Raw genomic sequence first — 20,502 nt, 5'->3', positions numbered from 1 at the left:
GTCAGAGCGGCTCTATGTCACCCGCGGCGCGCCCGGCGTGAAACCCGGCCTCCCACTCGGCAAACCGGCCAGCGGCAATCGCCTCGCGCATGCCCGCCATGATATCCTGAAAGTAATGCAGGTTGTGCCAGGTCAGCAGCATCGAGCTGATGATTTCCTGAGAGCGGAACACATGATGCAGGTAAGCGCGCGAATAGTGGCGGCACGCCGGACAGGTACAGGCCTCGTCAAGCGGTCTTGGGTCGTCCTGATGGCGCGCGTTCTTGATGTTGAGCACGCCGCAGCGGGTAAACACCTGCCCCGTGCGCCCCGAACGTGATGGCAAAACGCAATCCATCATGTCGATGCCGCGCTTGACCGCACCGACGATATCATCGGGCTTGCCCACCCCCATAAGGTAACGCGGTTTGTCCTCGGGCAGGAGCCCCGGCGCATAATCGAGCACACCGAACATCGCCTCCTGCCCCTCACCGACGGCAAGCCCGCCAACCGCATAGCCGTCAAAGCCGATCGCCTTGAGCGCCTCGGCGCTTTCCTCGCGCAACTCGGGCGTGACACCGCCCTGCATGATCCCGAAAAGGGCATGCCCCGGGCGATCACCAAACGCCTCTTTCGAGCGCTCGGCCCACCGCATCGACAAGCGCATGCTTTCGGCGACGGCCTTATCCGTGGCCGGAAGCGCGGGGCATTCATCAAAACACATGACGATATCGCTGCCCAACAGCTTTTGGATCTCCATCGACCGCTCTGGCGTCAATTCGTGTTTTGAGCCGTCGATATGGCTTTTGAAGGTCACGCCCTTTTCGGTGAGCTTGCGCAGACCCGCAAGGCTCATCACCTGAAAGCCGCCGCTATCGGTCAGAATCGGGCGATCCCAGTTCATGAACTTGTGCAAACCGCCAAGCCGGTCAATCCGCTCGGCACCGGGGCGCAGCATCAGGTGATAGGTATTGCCCAAGAGGATATCGGCCCCCGTCGCGCGCACGCTTTCGGGCATCATCGCCTTGACGGTGGCGGCCGTGCCCACCGGCATGAAGGCTGGCGTCCGGATCTCGCCGCGCGGCGTGGAAATCACCCCGGTGCGCGCAAGACCGTCGCGGGCCTGCATCTCGAAACTGATCTGCGCCGTCATAATTTGACCCCTATCTACTTTTATCCCCCCTTAAAGCGATTTACCCCAGCTTGTAAAACGGCCAAAAGCGGCACATCTACAAAAAGGGCCGCAAGCGGCGGGTCGCGTGAAATTTTGAGGTGCTGAATGTTAGAAGACCAGATCGTCGACCTCTTGTCGTCCAACCTGCTCTATATCCTGCTGGCCGCGCTGGTCATCATCACCGTGCTGCGCAGCGTCAAGATCGTTCCGCAGTCCGAACAATACGTGATCGAGCGCTTTGGCCGCCTGCATGCTGTCCTTAAACCCGGCATCAACATGATCGTGCCGTTTCTGGACCGCGCTGCGCATCGCATCTCGATCCTTGAACGCCAGCTGCCGACCGCCGGTCAGGATGCGATCACCAAGGACAACGTGCTGGTGCGGGTCGATACCTCGGTGTTTTACCGCATCACCGAGCCGGAAAAGACGGTTTACCGGATTCGCGACGTCGATGCCGCCATCGCCACCACCGTGGCCGGCATCGTGCGCGCCGAAATCGGCAAGATGGATCTCGACGAGGTGCAATCGAACCGCAACGAAATGATTTCGACCATCAAGCAACTGGTTGAAAGCGCCGTCGATGACTGGGGCATCGAGGTGACGCGTGCCGAAATCCTCGACGTGAACCTTGATCAGGCGACCCGCGACGCGATGATGCAACAGCTGAACGCCGAGCGCGCCCGCCGCGCACAGGTAACCGAGGCCGAAGGCGCCAAACGCGCGGTCGAACTCAATGCCGACGCCGAGCTTTACGCCGCCGAACAGATCGCCAAGGCCCGCCGTATCGCCGCCGATGCCGAGGCCTATGCCACAAGCGTCGTCGCCAAGGCCATCGCCGAAAACGGTGTCGAGGCCGCGCAATATCAGGTCGCCCTGAAACAGGTCGAGGCCCTCAATGCGCTTGGCGCAAGCCCGTCTTCGTCAACCATCCTTGTGCCCGCAAGCGCGCTCGAGGCCTTTGGCGACGCCTTCAAGATGCTGAAAGGCAAGGCATAATGCTGGGCGGGGTGGCACTCTGGTCGCTCTGGTGGGTCTGGCTTGCCGCCGCCCTTGCGCTTGGCATCTTTGAGGTGCTTGCACCGGGGTTCATCTTTCTCGGCTTTGCCATCGGCGCGGCGCTTGTCGGGCTTTTGCTTTTGACCCCGCTCACACCGGGCTTTGCGGCACTGCTGGCGATATTCGCGGTGCTCTCGCTGATTGCATGGCTCGTCCTGCGCCGGTTTTTCCGCGCGCCGGGCGGCGATGCGCGCAGGGTCGAGACCGACATCAACGACTAGGCCGCCCCGAAGGCCACGCTTGAATTCCCCCGCCATCCGTGATGTGACTGAGTGCCCAAAGGCGTAAAATTCCGCTCATCGCGCGCCATGACCTTGCCAAGGAGGCCCCCTTTCATGACCACTCCCGAAACTCCGCAGCCGCTGCAATTCGGGTGGGAAGAATGGGTTGCCCTGCCCGAACTGGGCGTGCCCGCCCTCAAGGCCAAGGTCGATACCGGCGCGCGCACCTCGGCGCTGCATGCCTTTGATATCGAGACCTTTGGCCCGGCGTCAAAGCCCAAGGTGCGGTTCACCGTCCATCCCATTCCGGGGCGCGACGACCTTGTGATCCCCTGCTCGGCCACGATCATCGACCGGCGCGATGTGACCTCGTCAAACGGCGAGCGCGAGTTACGCTATGTGATCTCGTCCAACCTTACCGTGGGCGAGGACAGCTGGCCGATCGAGATCACCCTGACCAACCGCTCGACCATGGCAAGCCGCATGCTCTTGGGGCGTCAGGCCCTCAAGGATCATATCTCGATCGTCGCCACCGACCGGTTCCTGCAACCCGAGCTTAGCTATGACGTCTATCACACCGCCCGCATGCGCAACGAACAGCCCAAGCGCGCCCTGCGCATCGCCGTTCTCAGCCGCGAAGACAATTACTCGACCCGCCGCCTTGTCAGCGAAGGCGAGGCGCGCGGTCATACCGTCGAGGTGATCAACACCACCCGCTGTTACATGGCGATCAACGCGATGGCCCCCGAGGTGCATTACGACGGCAAGCGCCTGCCCCGGTTTGATGCCGTGGTGCCGCGCATCGGCGCGTCGATCACGCCCTATGGCACCGCCATCATCCGCCAGTTTGAAACCATCGGCACCTATTGCGTGAATTCCAGCGCCGGCATCACCTCAAGCCGTGACAAGCTTTATGCCCATCAACTTATGGCGCGCGCCAAGATCGGTATGCCCAACACCGCATTCGCCGCCTCGCCGCATGACACCTCTAACCTGATGGGCCTTGTCGGCACCGCACCTCTTATCGTCAAGCTGCTGGAATCGACCCAGGGCAAGGGCGTCGTTCTGGCCGAAACCAAAAAGGCCGCCGAATCCGTGATCGACGCTTTTCGCGGCCTCAAGGCCAACTTCCTGGTGCAGGATTTCGTCAAAGAGGCGGCGGGCGAAGATATCCGCTGTCTTGTGATCGGCGGCAAGGTCGTGGGCGCGATGAAGCGCACCGGCGCCGAGGGCGACTTTCGCTCGAACCTGCATCGCGGCGGCTCTGCCAAGGCGGTGCGGATCACCAAGATTGAGCGCGACACGGCGATTCGTGCGGCGAAAGTGTTCGATCTCAACATGGCCGGTGTCGATCTCTTGCGCTCCGAGGCCGGGCCAAAGGTGCTTGAGGTCAACTCTTCGCCGGGCTTTGAGGGGATCGAGGGCTCGACCGGCAAGGATATCGTCGGCGCGCTCTATGATCTGATCGAGTCCCGTGTGCGCCCGGCGCCCGTGCGCCGCCGCAAGTCCAGCAAAACCGCCGAAGAGTGAACAGCATGGCGCGCGCCTCTGGACGAAGCCCGTTATAAACCCTATATGTTTGGTCAGGATAACCCGCAGGACACGATGATGAACAATAGCCCCGAACCCCTTGAAGGCGCCCCGCTGATCGCGCCCTCCAGCACCGATCACCCGCTTTATGATCAGGTGGTCGAGGCGTGCCGCTCTGTTTATGACCCGGAAATTCCGGTCAATATCTATGATCTTGGCCTGATCTACACGATTGATATTGATGGCGAAAATGCCGTCAACGTCACCATGACCCTGACCGCCCCCGGCTGTCCCGTGGCCGGTGAAATGCCCGGTTGGGTCGCCGAGGCGATCGAGCCTTTGGCTGGCATCAAGCATGTCGATGTCGCCCTTGTCTGGGAGCCGCCCTGGGGCATGGACATGATGAGCGACGAAGCCCGCCTTGAGCTGGGCTTTATGTAATTAACGCAACCGATTGGAAGGCAAACCTGATGTTTGGCATCCCCGGAAAACAGGCCGTGACCATCACCCCGGCCGCCGCTGCACAAATCGCGAAACTGATGGGCCGTGATGGCCATCAGGGTCTGCGCATTGGCGTGAAAAAAGGCGGCTGTGCGGGCATGGAATACACAATGGAATATGTGACCGAGGTCGACCCCAACGACGAAGTCGTCGAAACCGACGGCGCGCGTGTGATGATCGCGCCCATGGCGCAGATGTTCCTGTTCGGCACCCAGATTGACTACGAAGTGTCGCTGCTGGAATCCGGGTTCAAGTTCAACAACCCCAATGTGACCGAGGCCTGCGGCTGCGGTGAGTCGATCAAATTCGCGGATATGTAACCCGCGCCTGCCCTCAAATATGTCGGACAACCGTCCCCGACACTTGCATTTTTGCGGGTGTCGGACGACAAGGCTAAGCAATTTCAAGAGGGCAGGATCATGAAACGCAAACTCGCCGCGGGCAACTGGAAGATGAACGGTACCGCCAGCAGCCTTGCCGAGCTAGAGGCGCTTGTGTCCCTCCATACCGCGCCCTCGGTCGATATCCTGATCTGCCCTCCTGCGACCTTGATTGCGCAGGCCGTCGGCCTTTGTGCAAACAGCCCCATCATGATCGGCGCCCAGGATTGTCATGCGGCGGCCTCCGGCGCGCATACCGGCGATATATCGGCGCCCATGCTTGCCGATGTCGGCGCAGGCGCCGTGATCCTCGGCCACTCGGAGCGCCGCGAAGACCACAATGAAACCAGTGATTTGGTAGCCCAAAAGGCCGTCGCCGCCCATGCTGCGGGGCTGATCGCGGTGGTCTGCCTTGGTGAATCGCTGGCGCAGCGCGAAGGCGCGCGCACTCTGGATGTGATCACCGATCAGCTCTCCGCCTCCCTCCCCGATGGCACCACCGGCGCCAATACCGTCATCGCATACGAGCCGATCTGGGCCATCGGCACAGGTCTGACCCCGAGCCTCGCCCAGATTGGCGAGGTGCATGATTTCATCCGCAGCCGCCTGAGCGAGCGCTTTGGCGGGCAAGCGGCAGAGGATTTTCGCCTGCTTTACGGCGGGTCGGTCAAGCCCGAGAATGCCGCGGAGATTTTCGCCACCTCGAATGTCGATGGCGCCCTTGTCGGCGGCGCAAGCCTGAAATCCGCAGATTTCTCATCTATTATCAAGGCATTGGAAGCATAGGTTAAAGCGGCAGCATGGTGGTTGACTTGATCTCTTCCATCGACAAAAGCGCCGTGACATTATGGACTTTCACCTCTGAAATCAGCGCCTGATAAAACACATCATAGGCGCGCGCATTGGCCACCCGAACCTTGAGGATATAGTCAATATCCCCCGCAAGGCGATGCGCCTCTTGCACTTCAGGGCGATCATTCAATGCCTTCAAAAACGCCTTTTGCCAGGTTGCATCATGCTCTGAGGTCCGGATCAACACGAAAAAACAGGCCTCAAGTCCAAGCGCCTCGGCGTCCAGAAGATAGGTCTGCTGCTTGATCACCCCGGCCTCGCGCATCTTGCGAATCCGGTTCCAAACGGGGGTCTTGGAACTGCCAACGTTCTTGGCAATATCGTCAAGCGACTGCCCCCCGTCCTCTTGCAGCTGCACAAGGATTTTTCGATCCAGTTCGTCCAAACGAACAGCCATTCCAATTTTCCTTCAACGTTGGAACATCCCACCCAAAGCTATCGCAATAAGGAAAGAATGTTCTTATCGACGCCGGTATCTAGCGTATATGCGGGAATATTTCCTATATTGGGGGCGAAGTCAAACCAATCCGAGGGTGCCCGCGATGAAGCATTTCCCGATCTTTCTGGCCGTAGAGGGCCGCCGCATCGTCCTTTCGGGCGGCGGCGATGCTGCCTTGGCCAAGCTGCGCCTGCTTCTCAAGACCGAGGCCCACCTCACGGTTTTTGCCCCCACACCCGCGCCAGAGATCGAGGCCTGGGCCGCTGCGGGTCGCCTCCGCCTTGTGCGCCGCGCGATGGAGCCGGGCGATGCCCTCTGCGCCAAGCTGTTTTACGCCGCCGACGAGGACAGGGCCGAGGATGCCCGCACCGCCGCCATCGCAAGCGCCGATGGGGCCTTGGTCAATATCGTGGATAATCTGGGGGATAGCCAGTTCATCACCCCCGCCATCGTTGATCGTGATCCGGTTACCGTGGCCATTGGCACCGAAGGCGCCGCGCCGGTTCTGGCCCGCGCCATCAAGGCCGATCTGGAAGAGCGCCTGCCCGCCAGCCTTGGCACGCTGGCCCGCCTTGGCAAGGCGTTCCGCCGCGCGGTCGAAATCCTGCCGATGGGACGGCGTCGGCGTGACTTTTGGGCCGATTACTATTTCAACGCCGGCCCCCGCGCGCTTGAACAGGGCGGTGAGGATGAGATCAAGATCACCCTCCAAGTCCTTCTGGATAAACATGAAATCATACCCGAGAGCGAAGGCCACGTGGCCTTTGTCGGCGCAGGTCCTGGCGATCCCGAGCTATTGACTCTCAAGGCCCGCAAGGCGCTGGACGCGGCCGATGTGGTGATCCACGACCGGCTTGTCACGCCCGAGATACTGGAGCTTGCGCGGCGCGAAGCCGTGCTGATTGATGCGGGCAAAGAGGGCTTTGGCCCCTCGATGAGCCAGGACGAGATCAACGCGCTTATCGTGACCCACGCCAAAACCGGCGCGCAGGTCGTGCGCCTCAAGGGGGGTGACCCCACCATCTTTGGTCGCCTTGACGAGGAAATCGACGCCGTGACCGAGGCCGGGCTTGGCTGGCATGTGGTGCCGGGCATCACCGCCGCCTCGGCCAGTGTCGCAGCCATCGGTCAAAGCCTGACGAAACGCGGGCGCAATGCCTCGGCGCGGCTTTTGACCGGGCATGACATGAAGGGCTTTGCCGACCATGACTGGCGCGCTCTGGCCCGGCCCAGCGAGGTGGCGGCGATCTATATGGGCAAGAAATCGGCGCGTTTCATCCAAGGCCGGCTGATCATGCAAGGCGCGGATCGCGCCACGCCGATCACCGTCATCGAGAACGCCAGCCGCCCGGATCAACGCATCCTTGCGACCACGCTGGATGCCTTGCCGAGCGCCCTGAGCAAGGCCGATATCACCGGCCCCGCCATTATGTTTTATGGCCTAAGCCCGCGTGAAACGCAGGCCAGCCTTGCCCAAATTCAGCAACAGGAGCTTGCCTGACATGTCCCGCGACTTTACCCCCAAGGTCATCACCGCAAACGCCCTGATCGAGGGCGATGTCGTCTACTTTACCGCCAAGGACGGCTGGACCCGTCACCTCGGCGAGGCAGAGGTTCTCACCGATGAGGCCGACGCCGATCTGCGCCTGTTGCAGGCCCAGGCCCAAACGCATCTGACCGTTGGCGTTTATCTCGCCGATGTGGCCCCCGGCGCAGACGGACCACAGCCCACGCATTTTCGCGAGGATTTTCGCCGAAAGGGCCCCTCGAACCTTTTTCATGGCAAGCAGGCCGACAGCCTGACACGCGCCTAAGCCATCCCGCGCAGGAGATATAAAATGTATCATTACAATGATTTCGACGCCGCTTTTGTTGCAGAACGCAACCGCCAGTTCCGCGCTCAGGTCGAGCGTCGTATCGACGGAAGCCTGACCGAGGATGAATTCAAGCCGCTGCGCCTGATGAACGGTCTTTATCTGCAACTGCACGCCTATATGTTGCGCGTGGCGATCCCTTATGGCTCGCTCGATCCTGCGAAACTGCGCCAGCTGGCCTATCTGGCCGAGCGGTTTGACAAGGGCTATGGCCATTTCACCACCCGCACCAATATTCAGTATAACTGGCCGCAACTGCGCGATGTCCCGGAGATGCTTGATGCCCTGGCCGAGGTCGAAATGCACGCAATCCAGACCAGCGGCAACACCATCCGCAACGTGACCTCGGATCACTTTGCTGGCGCCGCCGCGGATGAGATCGAAGACCCGCGCCCGATTGCCGAATTGATCCGGCAATGGTCAACCGACCACCCCGAGTTTCAATTCCTGCCGCGCAAGTTCAAGATCGCCGTGATCGCAAGCGACACCGACCGCGCCGTGATGAAAAGCCACGATGTCGGCCTGCGCATTGTCGAGCGCGACGGCGCGCGCGGCTTCGAGGTCTGGATTGGCGGCGGCATGGGCCGCACGCCGATGGTGGCCAAGCGGCTGCGCGATTTCCTGCCCCGCGCCGATCTCTTGCCCTATCTCGAGGCGATCCTTGCCACGTACAACCGGATCGGGCGGCGCGACAACAAGTACAAGGCGCGCATCAAGATCACGGTGCATGAAAACGGCCTTGATGAGATCCGCGCCCAGGTCGAGGAGGAATTCCCCCGCCGCCGTGCCGTCTTTGAGGGTGTCGATCAGGCGCTTTTGGCCGAGATCACCGCCGCCTTTGCCGCGCCTGCGTTCAAGGACACCGATCCGGCGCCCTATTTTGCCGCGCGCGACAGCGATCCGGTGTTTCGCGCCTGGAGCGACACCAATGTCACCGCGCATCGCACGCCGGGCTATGGCATTGTCACCATCAGCCTCAAGGCCCATGGCGCGACGCCGGGCGATGCAACGGGCGATCAAATGCGCCTTGTCGCCGACATTGGCGAGACATACGGCCACGGCGATATCCGCGCCACCCATGCCCAGAACCTTGTTCTTCCGCATGTGCCGCTGGCCGATATCCCGGCGGTTCATGCCGCTCTGAAAACGCTTGGGTTGGCCACCGGCAATATCGGCCTTGCCTCGGATATCATCGCCTGCCCCGGTATGGATTATTGCGCGCTTGCGACCGCGCGCTCGATCCCCGTGGCCCAAGGCATCGCCACGCGGCTTGAAGAACTCAAGATCGAGCATGAGGTCGGGCATTTGCAGATCAAGATTTCGGGCTGCATCAACGCCTGCGGGCATCATCACGTGGGGCATATCGGCATTCTTGGGCTCGATCGCGCAGGGGTCGAAAACTATCAGATCACACTTGGCGGCGATCCCTCCGAGACCACCGCCATCGGAAGCCGCACCGGCCCCGGTTTCGCCTATGACGAAATCGTGCCCGCCATTGAACGTCTGATTTTCGCCTATCTTGGCCTGCGCCAGGGCGAGGAAGAGACCTTTCTTGAGGCCTATAATCGCGTCGGCATGGCCCCGTTCAAAGCCGCACTTTATGACGCCGAGGCCCGGGCCTATGCCGCAGAGTGATCTTGCAACCCGGGTCAGCGCCCTCAATCAGCGATATCGCCATCATTCGGGGATATCGGTGATCGAGCACGCGCTGCGCGACCCGGAGGCCGGCAAGCTGGCGCTTGTGTCAAGCTTTGGCGCGGAATCTGTGGTGCTTTTGCACATGGTGTCGGTGACGCGGGCCGCGACGCCGGTGATCTTTATCGACACAAAGATGTTGTTCACCGAGACGCTTGTCTATCAGCAGGAACTGGCCGAGCGGCTTGCCCTGCGCGATCTGCGTATCATCCGCGCCGCACCCGGTGAGATGGCCGCCGAGGACCCCTACAGCACCCTGCATCAGCGCGACACCGATGCCTGTTGCGCCCTGCGCAAGGCGGCGCCGTTGCAAAGCGCCCTGATCGGGTTTGACGGCTGGATCACCGGACGCAAACGCTATCAATCAGGCACCCGCGCAGCCCTTGATTTCTTCGAGATCGAAGAGGGCACCGGCCGGATCAAGGTCAACCCGCTGGCCCATTGGACGCCCGAGGACATGCAGACCTACATGGACGAAAACCGCCTGCCCCGGCATCCGCTTGTCGCCAAGGGCTATCCCTCGATCGGCTGCATGCCCTGCACTAGCCCCGTGGTGCCCGGCGAAGACCCAAGATCGGGCCGCTGGCGCGATCAGAGTAAAACCGAATGTGGCATCCATTTTGAAAATGGCAAAATGGTGCGAAAAGGAGTGACCGCATGACCGTCATCGTTAGCGACACGGGCTTTGCGCCCGAAGACTTCAACGCCCCGATCACCCCGCTTGCCGAGGCCGAAAGCGCCACGACGGCGCTTGATCTGGCGGTTGACACCACCCCCGCCGAGCTTGCCGACCGCCTGGACGGCGTGACGATGATCCGCGTCGATTTTCCGAGCTCCGCCGATGGCCGCGGCTTTTCCATCGCGCGACAATTGCGGCTCATGGGCTACGACGGGCGGTTGCGTGCGCGGGGTCATGTGATCGCCGATCAATACGCGATGGCGCGCCGCTCGGGCTTTGACGAGGTCGAAATCTCGGAGGCCCTGGCCAAACGCCAGCCCGAGGAGCAGTGGATATTTCGCGCCAACTGGCAAGCGCATGATTATCAGGCCCGCCTGCGCGGCTAAACGTCCTGCGCCCTTTCCCTGACCCAGATCAATGTTTATGCAGAGGGGCCGGTCTATGTGACTGGCAAAAGAAGCTATGAATGAGATGACCCAAGTGACCGATGCACCCGTAAAGACGGCCAAGACGCCCACCCTGCCCGATGCGCAGAAAGTGACCGAGGTCACCCATTGGACCGACCGGCTCTTTTCCTTCCGCGTGACGCGGCCTGCCTCTTTGCGCTTTCGCTCGGGCGAGTTTGTGATGATCGGCCTGATGTCCACGGACGAAAAGACCGGTCGTGAAAAGCCGCTTTTGAGGGCCTATTCCATCGCCTCGCCGTCCTGGGATGACGAGCTGGAATTCTATTCGATCAAGGTGCAGGACGGCCCGCTGACAAGCCGGTTGCAGCATATCCAGCCCGGAGACGAAATCATCCTGCGCCCCAAACCGGTGGGCACGCTGGTGCATGACGCGCTCTTGCCCGGCAAGCGGATCTGGTTCTTTGCCACCGGCACCGGCTTTGCGCCCTTCGCCTCGCTGCTGCGCGATCCGCAGACCTATGAAGATTACGACGAGGTCATCATCACGCATACCTGTCGCGAAGTGGGCGAACTTGAATATGGCCGCAAGCTGATCGAAGACATCCGCCAGGATGAGATGCTTGCCGAATTGATCGGCGAAGGCTTCGCCGACAAGCTGCGCTATTATCCGACCACGACGCGCGAACAGAGCCCCAAGATGGGCCGCATCACCGATCTCATGCGTTCGGGCGAGGCCTTTGACGATCTGGGCGTGGCGCCGCTATCGCCAGAGACCGACCGCGCGATGGTCTGTGGCAACCTGGCCTTCAACCTTGAGATCAAGGAAATGCTCGAAGGCTATGGCCTGCGCGAAGGCGCAAATTCCTCGCCCAAGGAATATGTTGTCGAAAAGGCCTTTCTCGACTGATCGGCAGGCGGGACAAGATTTTTGCGAAAAATCTTGGTCGCCCTGTGCCAAAAGCGCGGTCACTCAAATACACGCCCGATTTTCGGCGGCACGGGTCGGCGGGCGTGATATTGAGAGGGCATGCTGTTCGACCTGCCAGATCATGACACCCTCTACCGCGCGCTGATCGAGCGCGATGACCGCTTTGACGGGCAGGCCTATGTTGGCGTCACCTCAACCGGCATCTTTTGCCGCCTGACCTGCCCTGCACGCAAACCCAGGCCCGAGAATTGCAGGTTTTTCGCCTCGGTCGGCGCCTGTATTGAGGCGGGTTTCAGGGCCTGCAAACGCTGTCATCCGCTGGCGCCCATGGCCAATGCTGATCCCGCTATCGCGACCCTCCTGAACGCCCTTGAAGAGCGCCCCGAATTCCGCTGGCGCGAGACCGATATCGAGGCCATGGGGTTTGATCTCTCGACCGTTCGGCGCAGTTTCAAGCGCCAGTTCGGTATGACCTTCCTTGACATGGCCCGCCACCGGCGTCTGCGCGACGGGTTCGAGGCGCTTACCGAAGGCAGCAAGGTTATCGACGCCCAGCTTGATGCGGGGTTCTCTTCGCCCAGTGCCTTTCGCGCCGCCTTTGCAAGGCTCATTGGCCGCGCGCCCGGCAGCCTGAGCACGACCGGGGTGTTGCTGGCCGATTGGATCAAGACCCCGCTTGGCGACATGATCGCAATCAGCAGTGCCACGCATCTCCACCTTTTGGAATTCATCGACCGCAAGGCCCTCAAATCCGAGATCGCCACCCTTGAAAAAGCGGTAAAAGGTCGGCTTGGCCTTGGCTCGCATGCCCCGACCGACCAGATCAGAGCCGAGCTTGAGGCGTTCTTCGCCGGTCAATCCGCCACCTTTACCGCGCCGCTGGCCCTGACTGGCACGCCCTTTGCCCGCGCGGTCTGGGCCGAGCTTCAGCGCATTCCGCCCGGCGTCACCAAAAGCTATTCCCAGATTGCCCAACAGATCGGTCGCCCCTCGGCCACCCGCGCCGTGGCCCACGCCAATGGCGCCAACCAACTGGCGCTTGTCATTCCCTGCCACCGTGTCATCGGGGCCGATGGGTCTTTGACCGGCTATGGCGGCGGGCTCTGGCGCAAGCAGCGGCTTTTGGAGCTTGAACGTCAATACAGGGGCCTTGATCAAGGGCCCTAGCAGACGGCCCCAAAAGCAGAGGGGCCGCGCCCTGTTCAAAGGCGCGGCCCTGCCTGTGTCCTTGCCTGATCTACTCGTAAACGCGATCAAGGAACTCCAGCATCTCGACCGCCATCTCGGGGCCAAATTCCTCAAGCGCGAAATGGCCGGTGTCGAGGATATGAAATTCAAGATCATTGAGGTCGGCCTTATAGGGATGCGCGCCCTCTTCCGGGAAAATCGGGTCGTTCTTGCCCCACATCAACAGCGCCGGCGGCTGATGCTCGCGAAACAGCGCCTGCCATTTCGGGTATTCGCCGACATTGGTGCCGTAATCCAGGAACAGCTCAAGCTGCACCTCCTGGTTGCCGGGGCGATCCAGAAGGTATTGCACGGTCCAATAGTTATCGGGGCTGATGGCTTCGGGGTTCTGAACGCCTGCGGTGAACTGCCATTTGGTCGCCTCAAGCTCAAAGAAGCCACGCAGAGCATCGCCGTTCTCGGTCGTTGGCGCCGCCCAATAGGCCTTGATCGGGTCCCAGAACTCGCGCAGGCCCTCGGCATAGGCATTGCCGTTCTGGATCACGAACCCGTCCACGCGCTCTGGGTCATCGGCGAACATGCGGTATCCGACCGGCGCACCGTAATCCATCACATAGGCCACGTAGCCCTCAACGCCCTTTTGATCCAGAAGCGCGGTCATCATCCCGGCGATATTGGCAAAGGAATACTCGAACTCCGTGGCGGGCGGCATCGCAGAGGCACCAAAGCCAGGATAATCGGGGGCAATCACGTGATAGTCCTGCGCCAGTTCAGGGATCAGGTTGCGGAACATATGCGACGAGGTCGGAAACCCGTGCAGCAGCAGAACGGTAGGATGCGACGGATCGCCCGCCTCGCGATAGGCGATTTCGATGCCGTCGATGCTGGCGGTCTTAAAGGCCACATGATCGGGCGAGGCGAGTTCAAGCGCCTGCGCCTGCATGGGAAGGGTCGCGCCAAGGGCAAGCGACACGACGAGCGCACCGGTGTGTAGCATGTGTTTGAAAGAGGGGATCATGGGATTGGCTCCTTTGGGTTTGGGGCTTAGGACGCGGTGCCAAGCAGATCGCTCAGCCGCGCATTCTCGGTGGTGAGGTCGGAAATTTGCGCGCGCAGTTGCGCGAGATAGGGTTCAAGCTCGGCCTCGGTGAGGCGTTGCGGAATATGGGCGGGACAGTTCCAGTCAAACGCCTCGACCGTGATCAGGATCGCGCGTTCGGGCCGCCCGACATAATCGGGATCGTGCAGGGCCGGAAGGATCTCGGCGGCGGCTTCGCCTTCGACAACCCGCGCCCTGCCCCAGATCTTGATCCGTCTGCGGTTGGGGTAATCCATCAGGATCAACGCGATACGGCTATCGCCCGCAAGATTGCCAAGGCTCACATATTGGCGGTTTCCGCGATAATCGGCGTACCCGATGGTGCGCGCGTCAAGCACCCGCAAGAATCCCTTGGGGCCGCCGCGAAACTGAACATAGGGCCAGCCGGTTTCGGAAACGCTCGCTTGGTAAAACCCGTCGCGGGCCTCGATGAACGCGGCCTCGTCGGGGCCAAGCGCCGCGCCGCCACTCACATCGGGCGACAGGAATTTCTCATAACCCGCCGCAGACCCGTGGCGCGCCTGCGCGGCGCGCACGTTGGGGGTAAAGGCGATTTCGGCAAAGGCGCGGGGCATGTCACTCTCCTTTCTGGGGATTAGAGGCCAAGGTCGCTCAGGCCGGGGTGATCATCGGGACGGCGCCCCTGTGGCCAGTGAAACAGGCGCTCTTGCGGGGTGATCGCAAGGTCGTTGATGCTGGCAATCCGGCGGCGCATGCGGCCGTCTTCGGCAAATTCCCAGTTCTCGTTGCCGTAGGAGCGAAACCACTGCCCCGCCGCATCGCGCCATTCATAGGCAAAGCGCACGGCGATCCGGTTTGTCGTCCAGCTCCACAGCTCCTTGATCAGGCGATAGTCCTGTTCGCGCGCCCATTTGCGGGTGAGGAAGGCCTCGATTTCGGCGTGACCGGTCAGAAACTCGGCCCGGTTCCGCCACTGGCTATCCTCGGTATAGGCCTGGGCGACGGCCTTGGGGTTTTGGCCATTCCAGCCGTCTTCGGCGGCGCGGACTTTCTGGATGGCAGTACTTTCGGTGAAGGGCGGAAGCGGTGGGCGGCTCATGTCTGGCTCCTTGGGGGCATGGATTGATTACTGATCGGTACACTTTGTTAACCTTAAATGTACAGATCGGTAACCCTTGTCAAATCTTTTTTCCTACTGAACGCTCAGAATTCCAACGACAATCGAATTATACCGTTGCTTTTATTTGGAATTATTTATCTGGAGAAATCACCTACCCTACCCTATATTGTGGACAGTTCAGTACATACAAAGGTAAAATATGAGACCCAACAAACGAGACAAGCTGGTGCGAAACGCGCTTGAGGTGTTCTATCGCGACGGCTTTCACGCCACCGGGATGGACAAGCTTGTCGCGGAAACCGGCATCTCGAAAACCTCGATGTACAAACATTTCCGCACCAAGGAAGAGATGATCCTTGCCGTGCTCCGGCTGCGCGACGAGCGGTTTCGCAACTGGTTTTGCCGACGCGTGGAAGAGATTGCCGACACCCCGAAGGAGCGCCTTCTGGCGGCCTTTGACGTGCTCCACGAATGGATCGCATCGCCCGGTTTCAAGGGCTGCATGTTCATCAAGGCGGTGGCCGAATTTCAGGACCCCGAGGATCCGATCCACATTCAGGCGGCGACCCATAAGCGTATGCTGCTTGAATATGTGCACGAGATCGCCGTGCGGGCCGGGGCCCGTGACCCGGCGGCGCTTGCGCGCCAGCTGATGCTGCTCAAGGAGGGTGCGATCGTGACCTCTGTGATGCTCGGCAATGCCACCCCGGCGCTCGACGCCAAAGCCGCCGCAGAGCTGTTGATCGAGGCCGCAGCCTGTCGCCAGACATAAAAAAACCCGCGCCGGAGGGGACCGGCGCGGGGTGTTTGGTCTTAGGTCGGCCGATCAGTAGCCAAGCGCGCTGCGGGCGGCCTCAAGCGCTGATTTCAGCAACTCGGGATTGTTCTGCGCCTTTTGGATCGTTTGCAGCAGCAGGGTCTTCTGCATGGCCCCAAGATCGGTGCCTTCGATCAGGCTCTTGGCGCTTTCCATGTTGAAACCGTCCATGGTCAGGGCTTCGGGCGCTTCGGCTGTGCCGGTCGCGGCCTCGACAGCGGCCTGCGCGGCATCGCCGGTTTCTACGGCAACGTCAGCCGCGCTTTCACCCGTGGCGGCCTCGACGGCCTCTTGGGTGGCGTCCTGCGCAGCGTCAACCCCATCCTGAGCGGTGTCGGTCACGGCCTCGGTGGTGGTGTCAACGGCATCAGACGCAGCCTCTGTGGCGGTATCAGCCGCCTCGGTCGCGGTCTCCGCGGCGGCATCAGCCGCCTCGCTTGCCGTATCGGCCGAAGCGTCTACAGCCTCGGCAGCCGTGTCGGCGGCGCTATCTGCGGCGCCGGTTGCGGCCTCAACGGCGCTATCGACGGCCTCTGACGCGGCATCAGCAGCTTCAGCCGCCGTATCGGCAACCGCATCGGCAGCTTCGGTTGCCGTCTCGGTTGCGGCATCCACGGCCTCGGCAGCGGTATCAGCCACCGCATCGGCGGCCTCGGTCGCGGTATCGGCGGCGGCCTCGGCGGCCTCGCCAACGGCTTCGCTTGCATTTTCAAGCGCTTCCGGGGCCTCGACCTCTTTTGCGGTTTCGCTTACCGTATCGACAACCTCTGTCACCGATTTTCCGGTAAACAGCATATAGCCACCGCCAAGAACGACGGCAGCCAAAACAATCCATAGTAGGTTCTTCATAAACCACTCCCTCATACATGCGGGTCCGGCAAATCACGCCACCCCTTCGCTTCTTGCTCTCAGATGGAGCGCAAAAAGGAAAGGTACAAGGGGGAATAACCCTTCAATCGGCTCAGATCAGCCTATTTTGGCGCTTGAAAGCTGCCCCGGCCAGGTTTACGTTGCACCCTCGAATTCACCACAAAACCAAAACGATTGAAGGAACAAAGCCATAGCCCGCAGACCTCATAACGCGCCCCCGCAACGCGACACCGGCCCTCGTATCAATGAACGTATCCGCAATGACGAAATCCGCCTCATTGGCGCCGATGGCGAAAATGTAGGCGTGGTCACACCGGACCGGGCAATGGAAATGGCCGCAGACGCCGGGCTTGATCTGGTTGAAATCTCGCCGAACGCCAACCCGCCGGTCTGTAAGATCATGGATTTCGGCAAGTTCAAATACGAGACCCAGAAACGCGAAGCCGAAGCGCGCAAGAAGCAAAAGATCATCGAGGTGAAAGAGGTCAAGTTTCGCCCCGGCACCGACACGCATGATTATGACGTCAAAATGCGCAACGTGGTCAAGTTTCTGGACAACGGCGACAAGGTAAAGATCACCCTGCGCTTTCGCGGCCGCGAGATGGCTCACCAGGATTTGGGTCGCCAGCTTTTGGAGCGCATCGCGGCGGACATCAAAGAGATCGGGCGCGTTGAAAACATGCCCAAGATGGAAGGCCGCCAGATGATCATGATCATCGGCCCCGGCCCGAAATAAGGCCAGCCTCCACCTTGGAAATTTCATGACCCCCGGCCACATGGATCGGGGGTTTTGCATGCCCCCTTGCGCCGCGCCGCCAGTCGCGTAGGATGCATCGCTCTTACAAGACCCGGAAGGTTCCATGACCGTTTACGAATACAAGGTTGTCCCCGCCCCGACCCGTGGCCGCAAGGCTGCCGGTGTCAAAACGCCCGAGGCCCGCTTTGCCCTTGGATTTGAACAGGTGCTGAACGAAATGGGTCGCGACGGCTGGGAGTATCTGCGCGCAGATATCCTGCCCAGTGAAGAACGTCAGGGGCTTACGTCAAGCCATACGGTCTATCGCTCGGTGCTTGTGTTCCGCCGCGCAATCGCCGCGTCGGAACCGGTGGTCGAGGGCCTGCGCGCCGACGCCGCACAGGCCGCGCCCGCGCCTGTTGCGCCCCCTCTGACCGCCCAGAGGTGCGACCCCGCCGATGAGACGCCGAAAACCGACAAGACCTAGACGCCCCTAAGACCGTTCTGCTTTTCATAGCATGGGGTTAGGCAATCGCCCTCGCCTGTCTGCGCAACAGCCTCGCGCAAAGGTGAGGTGATTTTTTTTGCCGTGCCCCCTTCAAATTGCCGCGTTTTGGCATACACTCTCGTCTCCGACTCGAAAAGGTAAGTCCCATGTCCAAGTCAGATCCCTTCGGTTTCGATATGTCCGTTTCTTCAGCCAAGAAGAAAAACCCGCGTGGCCGACGCGGTATGTCGGGCGCTTCCGAAACTTCGGTGCGGGTGTGCGAGCATGAAGGCTGCACCGAGGCCGGCAAATTTCGCGCCCCCAAGGCGCCCGATGTGCTTGATGATTATCTCTGGTTCTGCCAGCAGCACGTGCGCGAATATAACCTCAAGTGGAACTTCTTTGACGGCACCACCGAGGCCGAAATCAACGCGCAGGCCTCGAAGGACAAGGTGTGGGAGCGTGAAACCCGCGCCTTTACCGACCCTGAAACGCGGGCCTGGGCGCGGCTTGGCATCGAGGACCCGCATCAGGTTCTGGGCGGCAATGCCACGCAGAACCCCGGCAAGAAACGTGGCGGAAGCCGCAAGTTGCCCCCCACCGAGCGCCGTGCCGTCGAGATTCTCGAGGCCGAGGACACCTGGACCAAGGCCGATCTGCGCAAATCCTACAAATCGCTGATCAAGGTGCTGCATCCCGATATCAACGGCGGCGACCGTAGCCAGGAAGAACAGCTTCAACAGGTGGTCTGGGCCTGGGAACAGATCAGGGACAGCCGCAATTTCAGATAATTTGCGGGCTTTGTGACCTTATCACCGACCGCCACGCACCGACGTTATATCATTTGTCTGTAGATAACGGGTCATTTCGACTCGATACGTCACTCAGTCAAAGGTGCTATCATGCTCAAGAAAAACGTCGGAACAATCGACCGCGCCCTGCGTATCATCGTCGGCCTCGCGCTGTTGGCGGGCTTTTTCCTCAATCGCGACGGGGCCTATAGCTGGCTCTACCTGATCGGGATCATTCCGCTGGTAACTGGCCTGCTGTCAAGCTGTCCGCTTTACACGATCCTCGGATTGCGAACCTGCCCGATGAACAAGCCCGACGCCTGACCGGGTGCCCGGCGGGTTTCAGACAAGACGTCTAAAACCCTAAACAAATAGCGGTGGCGCCAGGCGCCGCCGTCAAGGATTTGTCCGGTATTTGCCACTATCCCTTGAGCGGTATCCATTACGCGAAAGGGACCGCCATGCAAACCGATCCACAGATTTCCCAACTTATCCCTCAGGTCACCGGGATCGCGGGGCAATCCGGCGATGCGATGATCAATACCGCCCTGGAATTTGTGCGTACCCACCTGAACATGGAGGTGGCCTATCTGTCTGAATTCATTGGTGATGACCTTGTCTTTCGCGCCGTAAGTGCGCCGGGATTCGAGGACATGTGCCATGTGGGCGGCTCGATCCCGCTGGATCAGGTTTATTGCCGCCATATCCTTGCCGGGCGCCTGCCCGAGCTTATCCCCGACACCGGCACCGAAGAAATCTGTCAGTCGCTGGCGCTGACCCACGCGATTCCGATCAAATCACACGTCAGCGTGCCAATCCGGCGGCGCGACGGCTCGCCTTATGGCATGTTCTGCTGTCTGAGCCGCAGCCCCCGCTCGGACCTGACGCCGCGCGACCTGAACGTGATGCGCGCCTTTGCACAGCTGTCCTCGGACCAGATCGACGACCGGATCATTGCCGAAACAACCCAAAGCCAGATCCGCGCCGACCTCTCCGAGATCATGACCGCTGGCAAGTTCGACATCGCCTATCAGCCGATCATGGACGCCATCGAGCGTCGTCCCAAGGGGTTTGAGGCGCTCTGTCGCTTTCGCTCTGATCCCTACCGCCCGCCAAACCTCTGGTTTGAGGACGCCGAAAGGGTGGGCATGCAGGCCGACCTTGAAATCGCGGTGATCGAGGTTGCGCTAAAGGCTCTGAAAGTCTTGCCTGCCGATATCTACCTGTCGGTGAACGCCTCGCCCGCCACCGTGGCCTCGGGGCGGCTTCCGACCGTCTTCGCGCCCTACCCCTGCGAACGCATCCTGCTTGAGGTGACAGAACACTCCAAAGTCGACAACTACGACGCCCTGCTGAGCGAACTTGCCTATCTGCGGTTTTCCGGTGTGCGCCTGGCGATCGACGATGCCGGCGCGGGCTATTCCGGTCTGCAACATATCATTAAGCTGCACCCGGATGTGATAAAGCTTGATATGTCGCTGACCCGCGATATCGACAAGGATCTGGTGCGCCGCTCTCTGGCCGCGGCCCTGATGCGGTTTTCCAGCGAAACTGACGCACAGATCGTCGCCGAAGGTATCGAAACCGAGGAAGAACTTGCCGCGCTAACCAAGCTTGGCGTGCCACTGGCACAAGGATACCTCTTGGCCAGGCCCGGTGATCTGGGCGCGGCCCTGGACTGGTTTACGACCGATAATGCCCGCTCGATAGCCTGAGCG

The 20,502-nt window shown here is 60.9% G+C and carries 25 protein-coding genes; 19 read left to right on the top strand and 6 right to left on the bottom strand.

Annotated features, from left to right (window positions below; all coding sequences use genetic code 11):
- Position 1: 1 nt before the first annotated feature.
- Positions 2-1,132, bottom strand: coding sequence for a tRNA guanosine(34) transglycosylase Tgt (tgt, locus tag BUB78_RS14295; RefSeq protein WP_073199096.1), 1,131 nt, complete (start codon positions 1,130-1,132; stop codon positions 2-4).
- Between the two features lie 126 nt (positions 1,133-1,258).
- Here tgt and BUB78_RS14290 point away from each other — a divergent pair, with 126 nt between their 5' ends.
- From BUB78_RS14290 to tpiA, 6 genes are all read left to right on the top strand, one after another.
- Positions 1,259-2,149 (top strand): SPFH domain-containing protein, encoded by an 891-nt coding sequence (locus tag BUB78_RS14290; protein ID WP_073199094.1) that lies wholly within the window; start codon positions 1,259-1,261, stop codon positions 2,147-2,149.
- A complete protein-coding gene (locus BUB78_RS14285; RefSeq protein WP_170865079.1) occupies positions 2,149-2,430 on the top strand; it encodes an NfeD family protein in 282 nt (93 codons plus the stop codon). Before BUB78_RS14290 ends, BUB78_RS14285 begins: the two co-directional genes overlap by 1 nt.
- Positions 2,431-2,544: 114 nt before the next feature.
- Positions 2,545-3,960 carry a 30S ribosomal protein S6--L-glutamate ligase gene (gene rimK / locus BUB78_RS14280; protein ID WP_073199092.1) on the top strand — a complete coding sequence of 472 codons (1,416 nt, stop codon included), beginning with the start codon at positions 2,545-2,547 and terminating at the stop codon, positions 3,958-3,960.
- A gap of 78 nt (positions 3,961-4,038) precedes the next feature.
- Positions 4,039-4,401, top strand: coding sequence for an SUF system Fe-S cluster assembly protein (locus BUB78_RS14275; RefSeq protein WP_073199125.1), 363 nt, complete (start codon positions 4,039-4,041; stop codon positions 4,399-4,401).
- Positions 4,402-4,430: 29 nt separating this feature from the next.
- Positions 4,431-4,781 (top strand): HesB/IscA family protein, encoded by a 351-nt coding sequence (locus BUB78_RS14270; protein WP_073199090.1) that lies wholly within the window; start codon positions 4,431-4,433, stop codon positions 4,779-4,781.
- 99 nt (positions 4,782-4,880) lie between these two features.
- Positions 4,881-5,627, top strand: a complete 747-nt coding sequence (tpiA, locus tag BUB78_RS14265; protein WP_073199088.1) for a triose-phosphate isomerase — start codon at positions 4,881-4,883, stop codon at positions 5,625-5,627.
- A 1-nt stretch (position 5,628) separates the two neighbouring features.
- Here the strand turns inward: tpiA and BUB78_RS14260 are convergent, their stop codons facing one another.
- Positions 5,629-6,090: an Lrp/AsnC family transcriptional regulator gene (locus tag BUB78_RS14260; protein ID WP_073199086.1), complete on the bottom strand. Its 462-nt coding sequence runs from the start codon at positions 6,088-6,090 to the stop codon at positions 5,629-5,631.
- Between the two features lie 145 nt (positions 6,091-6,235).
- Here BUB78_RS14260 and cysG point away from each other — a divergent pair, with 145 nt between their 5' ends.
- From cysG to BUB78_RS14225, 7 genes are all read left to right on the top strand, one after another.
- On the top strand, positions 6,236-7,633 hold the full coding sequence (gene cysG, locus BUB78_RS14255) for a siroheme synthase CysG (RefSeq protein ID WP_073199084.1): 1,398 nt from the start codon (positions 6,236-6,238) through the stop codon (positions 7,631-7,633).
- A gap of 1 nt (position 7,634) precedes the next feature.
- Positions 7,635-7,946 carry a DUF2849 domain-containing protein gene (locus BUB78_RS14250; RefSeq protein WP_073199082.1) on the top strand — a complete coding sequence of 104 codons (312 nt, stop codon included), beginning with the start codon at positions 7,635-7,637 and terminating at the stop codon, positions 7,944-7,946.
- Positions 7,947-7,970: 24 nt separating this feature from the next.
- A complete protein-coding gene (locus BUB78_RS14245; RefSeq protein WP_073199080.1) occupies positions 7,971-9,641 on the top strand; it encodes a nitrite/sulfite reductase in 1,671 nt (556 codons plus the stop codon).
- A complete protein-coding gene (locus BUB78_RS14240; RefSeq protein ID WP_073199078.1) occupies positions 9,628-10,362 on the top strand; it encodes a phosphoadenylyl-sulfate reductase in 735 nt (244 codons plus the stop codon). The genes BUB78_RS14245 and BUB78_RS14240 overlap by 14 nt, the downstream gene beginning before the upstream one ends.
- Positions 10,359-10,766: a DUF934 domain-containing protein gene (locus tag BUB78_RS14235; protein ID WP_073199076.1), complete on the top strand. Its 408-nt coding sequence runs from the start codon at positions 10,359-10,361 to the stop codon at positions 10,764-10,766. The genes BUB78_RS14240 and BUB78_RS14235 overlap by 4 nt, the downstream gene beginning before the upstream one ends.
- A gap of 76 nt (positions 10,767-10,842) precedes the next feature.
- On the top strand, positions 10,843-11,694 hold the full coding sequence (locus BUB78_RS14230; protein ID WP_073199074.1) for a ferredoxin--NADP reductase: 852 nt from the start codon (positions 10,843-10,845) through the stop codon (positions 11,692-11,694).
- A gap of 120 nt (positions 11,695-11,814) precedes the next feature.
- Positions 11,815-12,882, top strand: coding sequence for a bifunctional transcriptional activator/DNA repair enzyme AdaA (locus BUB78_RS14225; RefSeq protein WP_073199072.1), 1,068 nt, complete (start codon positions 11,815-11,817; stop codon positions 12,880-12,882).
- 70 nt (positions 12,883-12,952) lie between these two features.
- Here BUB78_RS14225 and BUB78_RS14220 read toward each other — a convergent pair whose 3' ends face one another.
- Genes BUB78_RS14220 through BUB78_RS14210 form a run of 3 tightly spaced genes read right to left on the bottom strand, consistent with a single transcriptional unit; the run spans position 12,953 to position 15,062 of the window.
- Positions 12,953-13,921: an alpha/beta fold hydrolase gene (locus BUB78_RS14220; protein WP_073199070.1), complete on the bottom strand. Its 969-nt coding sequence runs from the start codon at positions 13,919-13,921 to the stop codon at positions 12,953-12,955.
- Between the two features lie 26 nt (positions 13,922-13,947).
- A complete protein-coding gene (locus BUB78_RS14215; RefSeq protein WP_073199068.1) occupies positions 13,948-14,577 on the bottom strand; it encodes a pyridoxamine 5'-phosphate oxidase family protein in 630 nt (209 codons plus the stop codon).
- 20 nt (positions 14,578-14,597) lie between these two features.
- Positions 14,598-15,062, bottom strand: a complete 465-nt coding sequence (locus tag BUB78_RS14210) for a nuclear transport factor 2 family protein (protein WP_073199065.1) — start codon at positions 15,060-15,062, stop codon at positions 14,598-14,600.
- Between the two features lie 220 nt (positions 15,063-15,282).
- Here BUB78_RS14210 and BUB78_RS14205 point away from each other — a divergent pair, with 220 nt between their 5' ends.
- The gene (locus tag BUB78_RS14205; RefSeq protein WP_073199063.1) at positions 15,283-15,855 is read left to right on the top strand and encodes a TetR/AcrR family transcriptional regulator; all 573 of its coding nucleotides are present in this window, start codon (positions 15,283-15,285) and stop codon (positions 15,853-15,855) included.
- 54 nt (positions 15,856-15,909) lie between these two features.
- On the opposite strand, the gene BUB78_RS14200 is transcribed toward BUB78_RS14205, so the two are convergent.
- Positions 15,910-16,749, bottom strand: coding sequence for a translation initiation factor 3 (locus BUB78_RS14200; RefSeq protein WP_073199061.1), 840 nt, complete (start codon positions 16,747-16,749; stop codon positions 15,910-15,912).
- A 211-nt stretch (positions 16,750-16,960) separates the two neighbouring features.
- Between BUB78_RS14200 and infC the strand changes: the two genes are divergently transcribed.
- The 5 genes from infC to BUB78_RS14175 all read left to right on the top strand — a co-directional run bounded on the left by infC (position 16,961) and on the right by BUB78_RS14175 (position 20,499).
- Positions 16,961-17,506, top strand: coding sequence for a translation initiation factor IF-3 (infC, locus tag BUB78_RS14195; protein ID WP_073199059.1), 546 nt, complete (start codon positions 16,961-16,963; stop codon positions 17,504-17,506).
- A gap of 124 nt (positions 17,507-17,630) precedes the next feature.
- Positions 17,631-17,993, top strand: coding sequence for a DUF4177 domain-containing protein (locus BUB78_RS14190; protein ID WP_073199057.1), 363 nt, complete (start codon positions 17,631-17,633; stop codon positions 17,991-17,993).
- Positions 17,994-18,160: 167 nt separating this feature from the next.
- Complete coding sequence (locus tag BUB78_RS14185) at positions 18,161-18,784, top strand: J domain-containing protein (RefSeq protein WP_073199054.1); 624 nt, start codon at positions 18,161-18,163, stop codon at positions 18,782-18,784.
- A 111-nt stretch (positions 18,785-18,895) separates the two neighbouring features.
- Positions 18,896-19,108 carry a YgaP family membrane protein gene (locus tag BUB78_RS14180; RefSeq protein WP_073199052.1) on the top strand — a complete coding sequence of 71 codons (213 nt, stop codon included), beginning with the start codon at positions 18,896-18,898 and terminating at the stop codon, positions 19,106-19,108.
- A gap of 137 nt (positions 19,109-19,245) precedes the next feature.
- Positions 19,246-20,499, top strand: coding sequence for a sensor domain-containing phosphodiesterase (locus BUB78_RS14175; RefSeq protein ID WP_073199050.1), 1,254 nt, complete (start codon positions 19,246-19,248; stop codon positions 20,497-20,499).
- Positions 20,500-20,502 lie beyond the last annotated feature (3 nt).

It is taken from the genome of Roseovarius marisflavi (assembly GCF_900142625.1).
GTDB classification, from domain to species: Bacteria; Pseudomonadota; Alphaproteobacteria; order Rhodobacterales; family Rhodobacteraceae; genus Roseovarius; species Roseovarius marisflavi.
The sequence above is the reverse complement of the archived record's forward strand: the minus strand, read 5'-3'. Positions and strand labels throughout refer to the sequence as shown.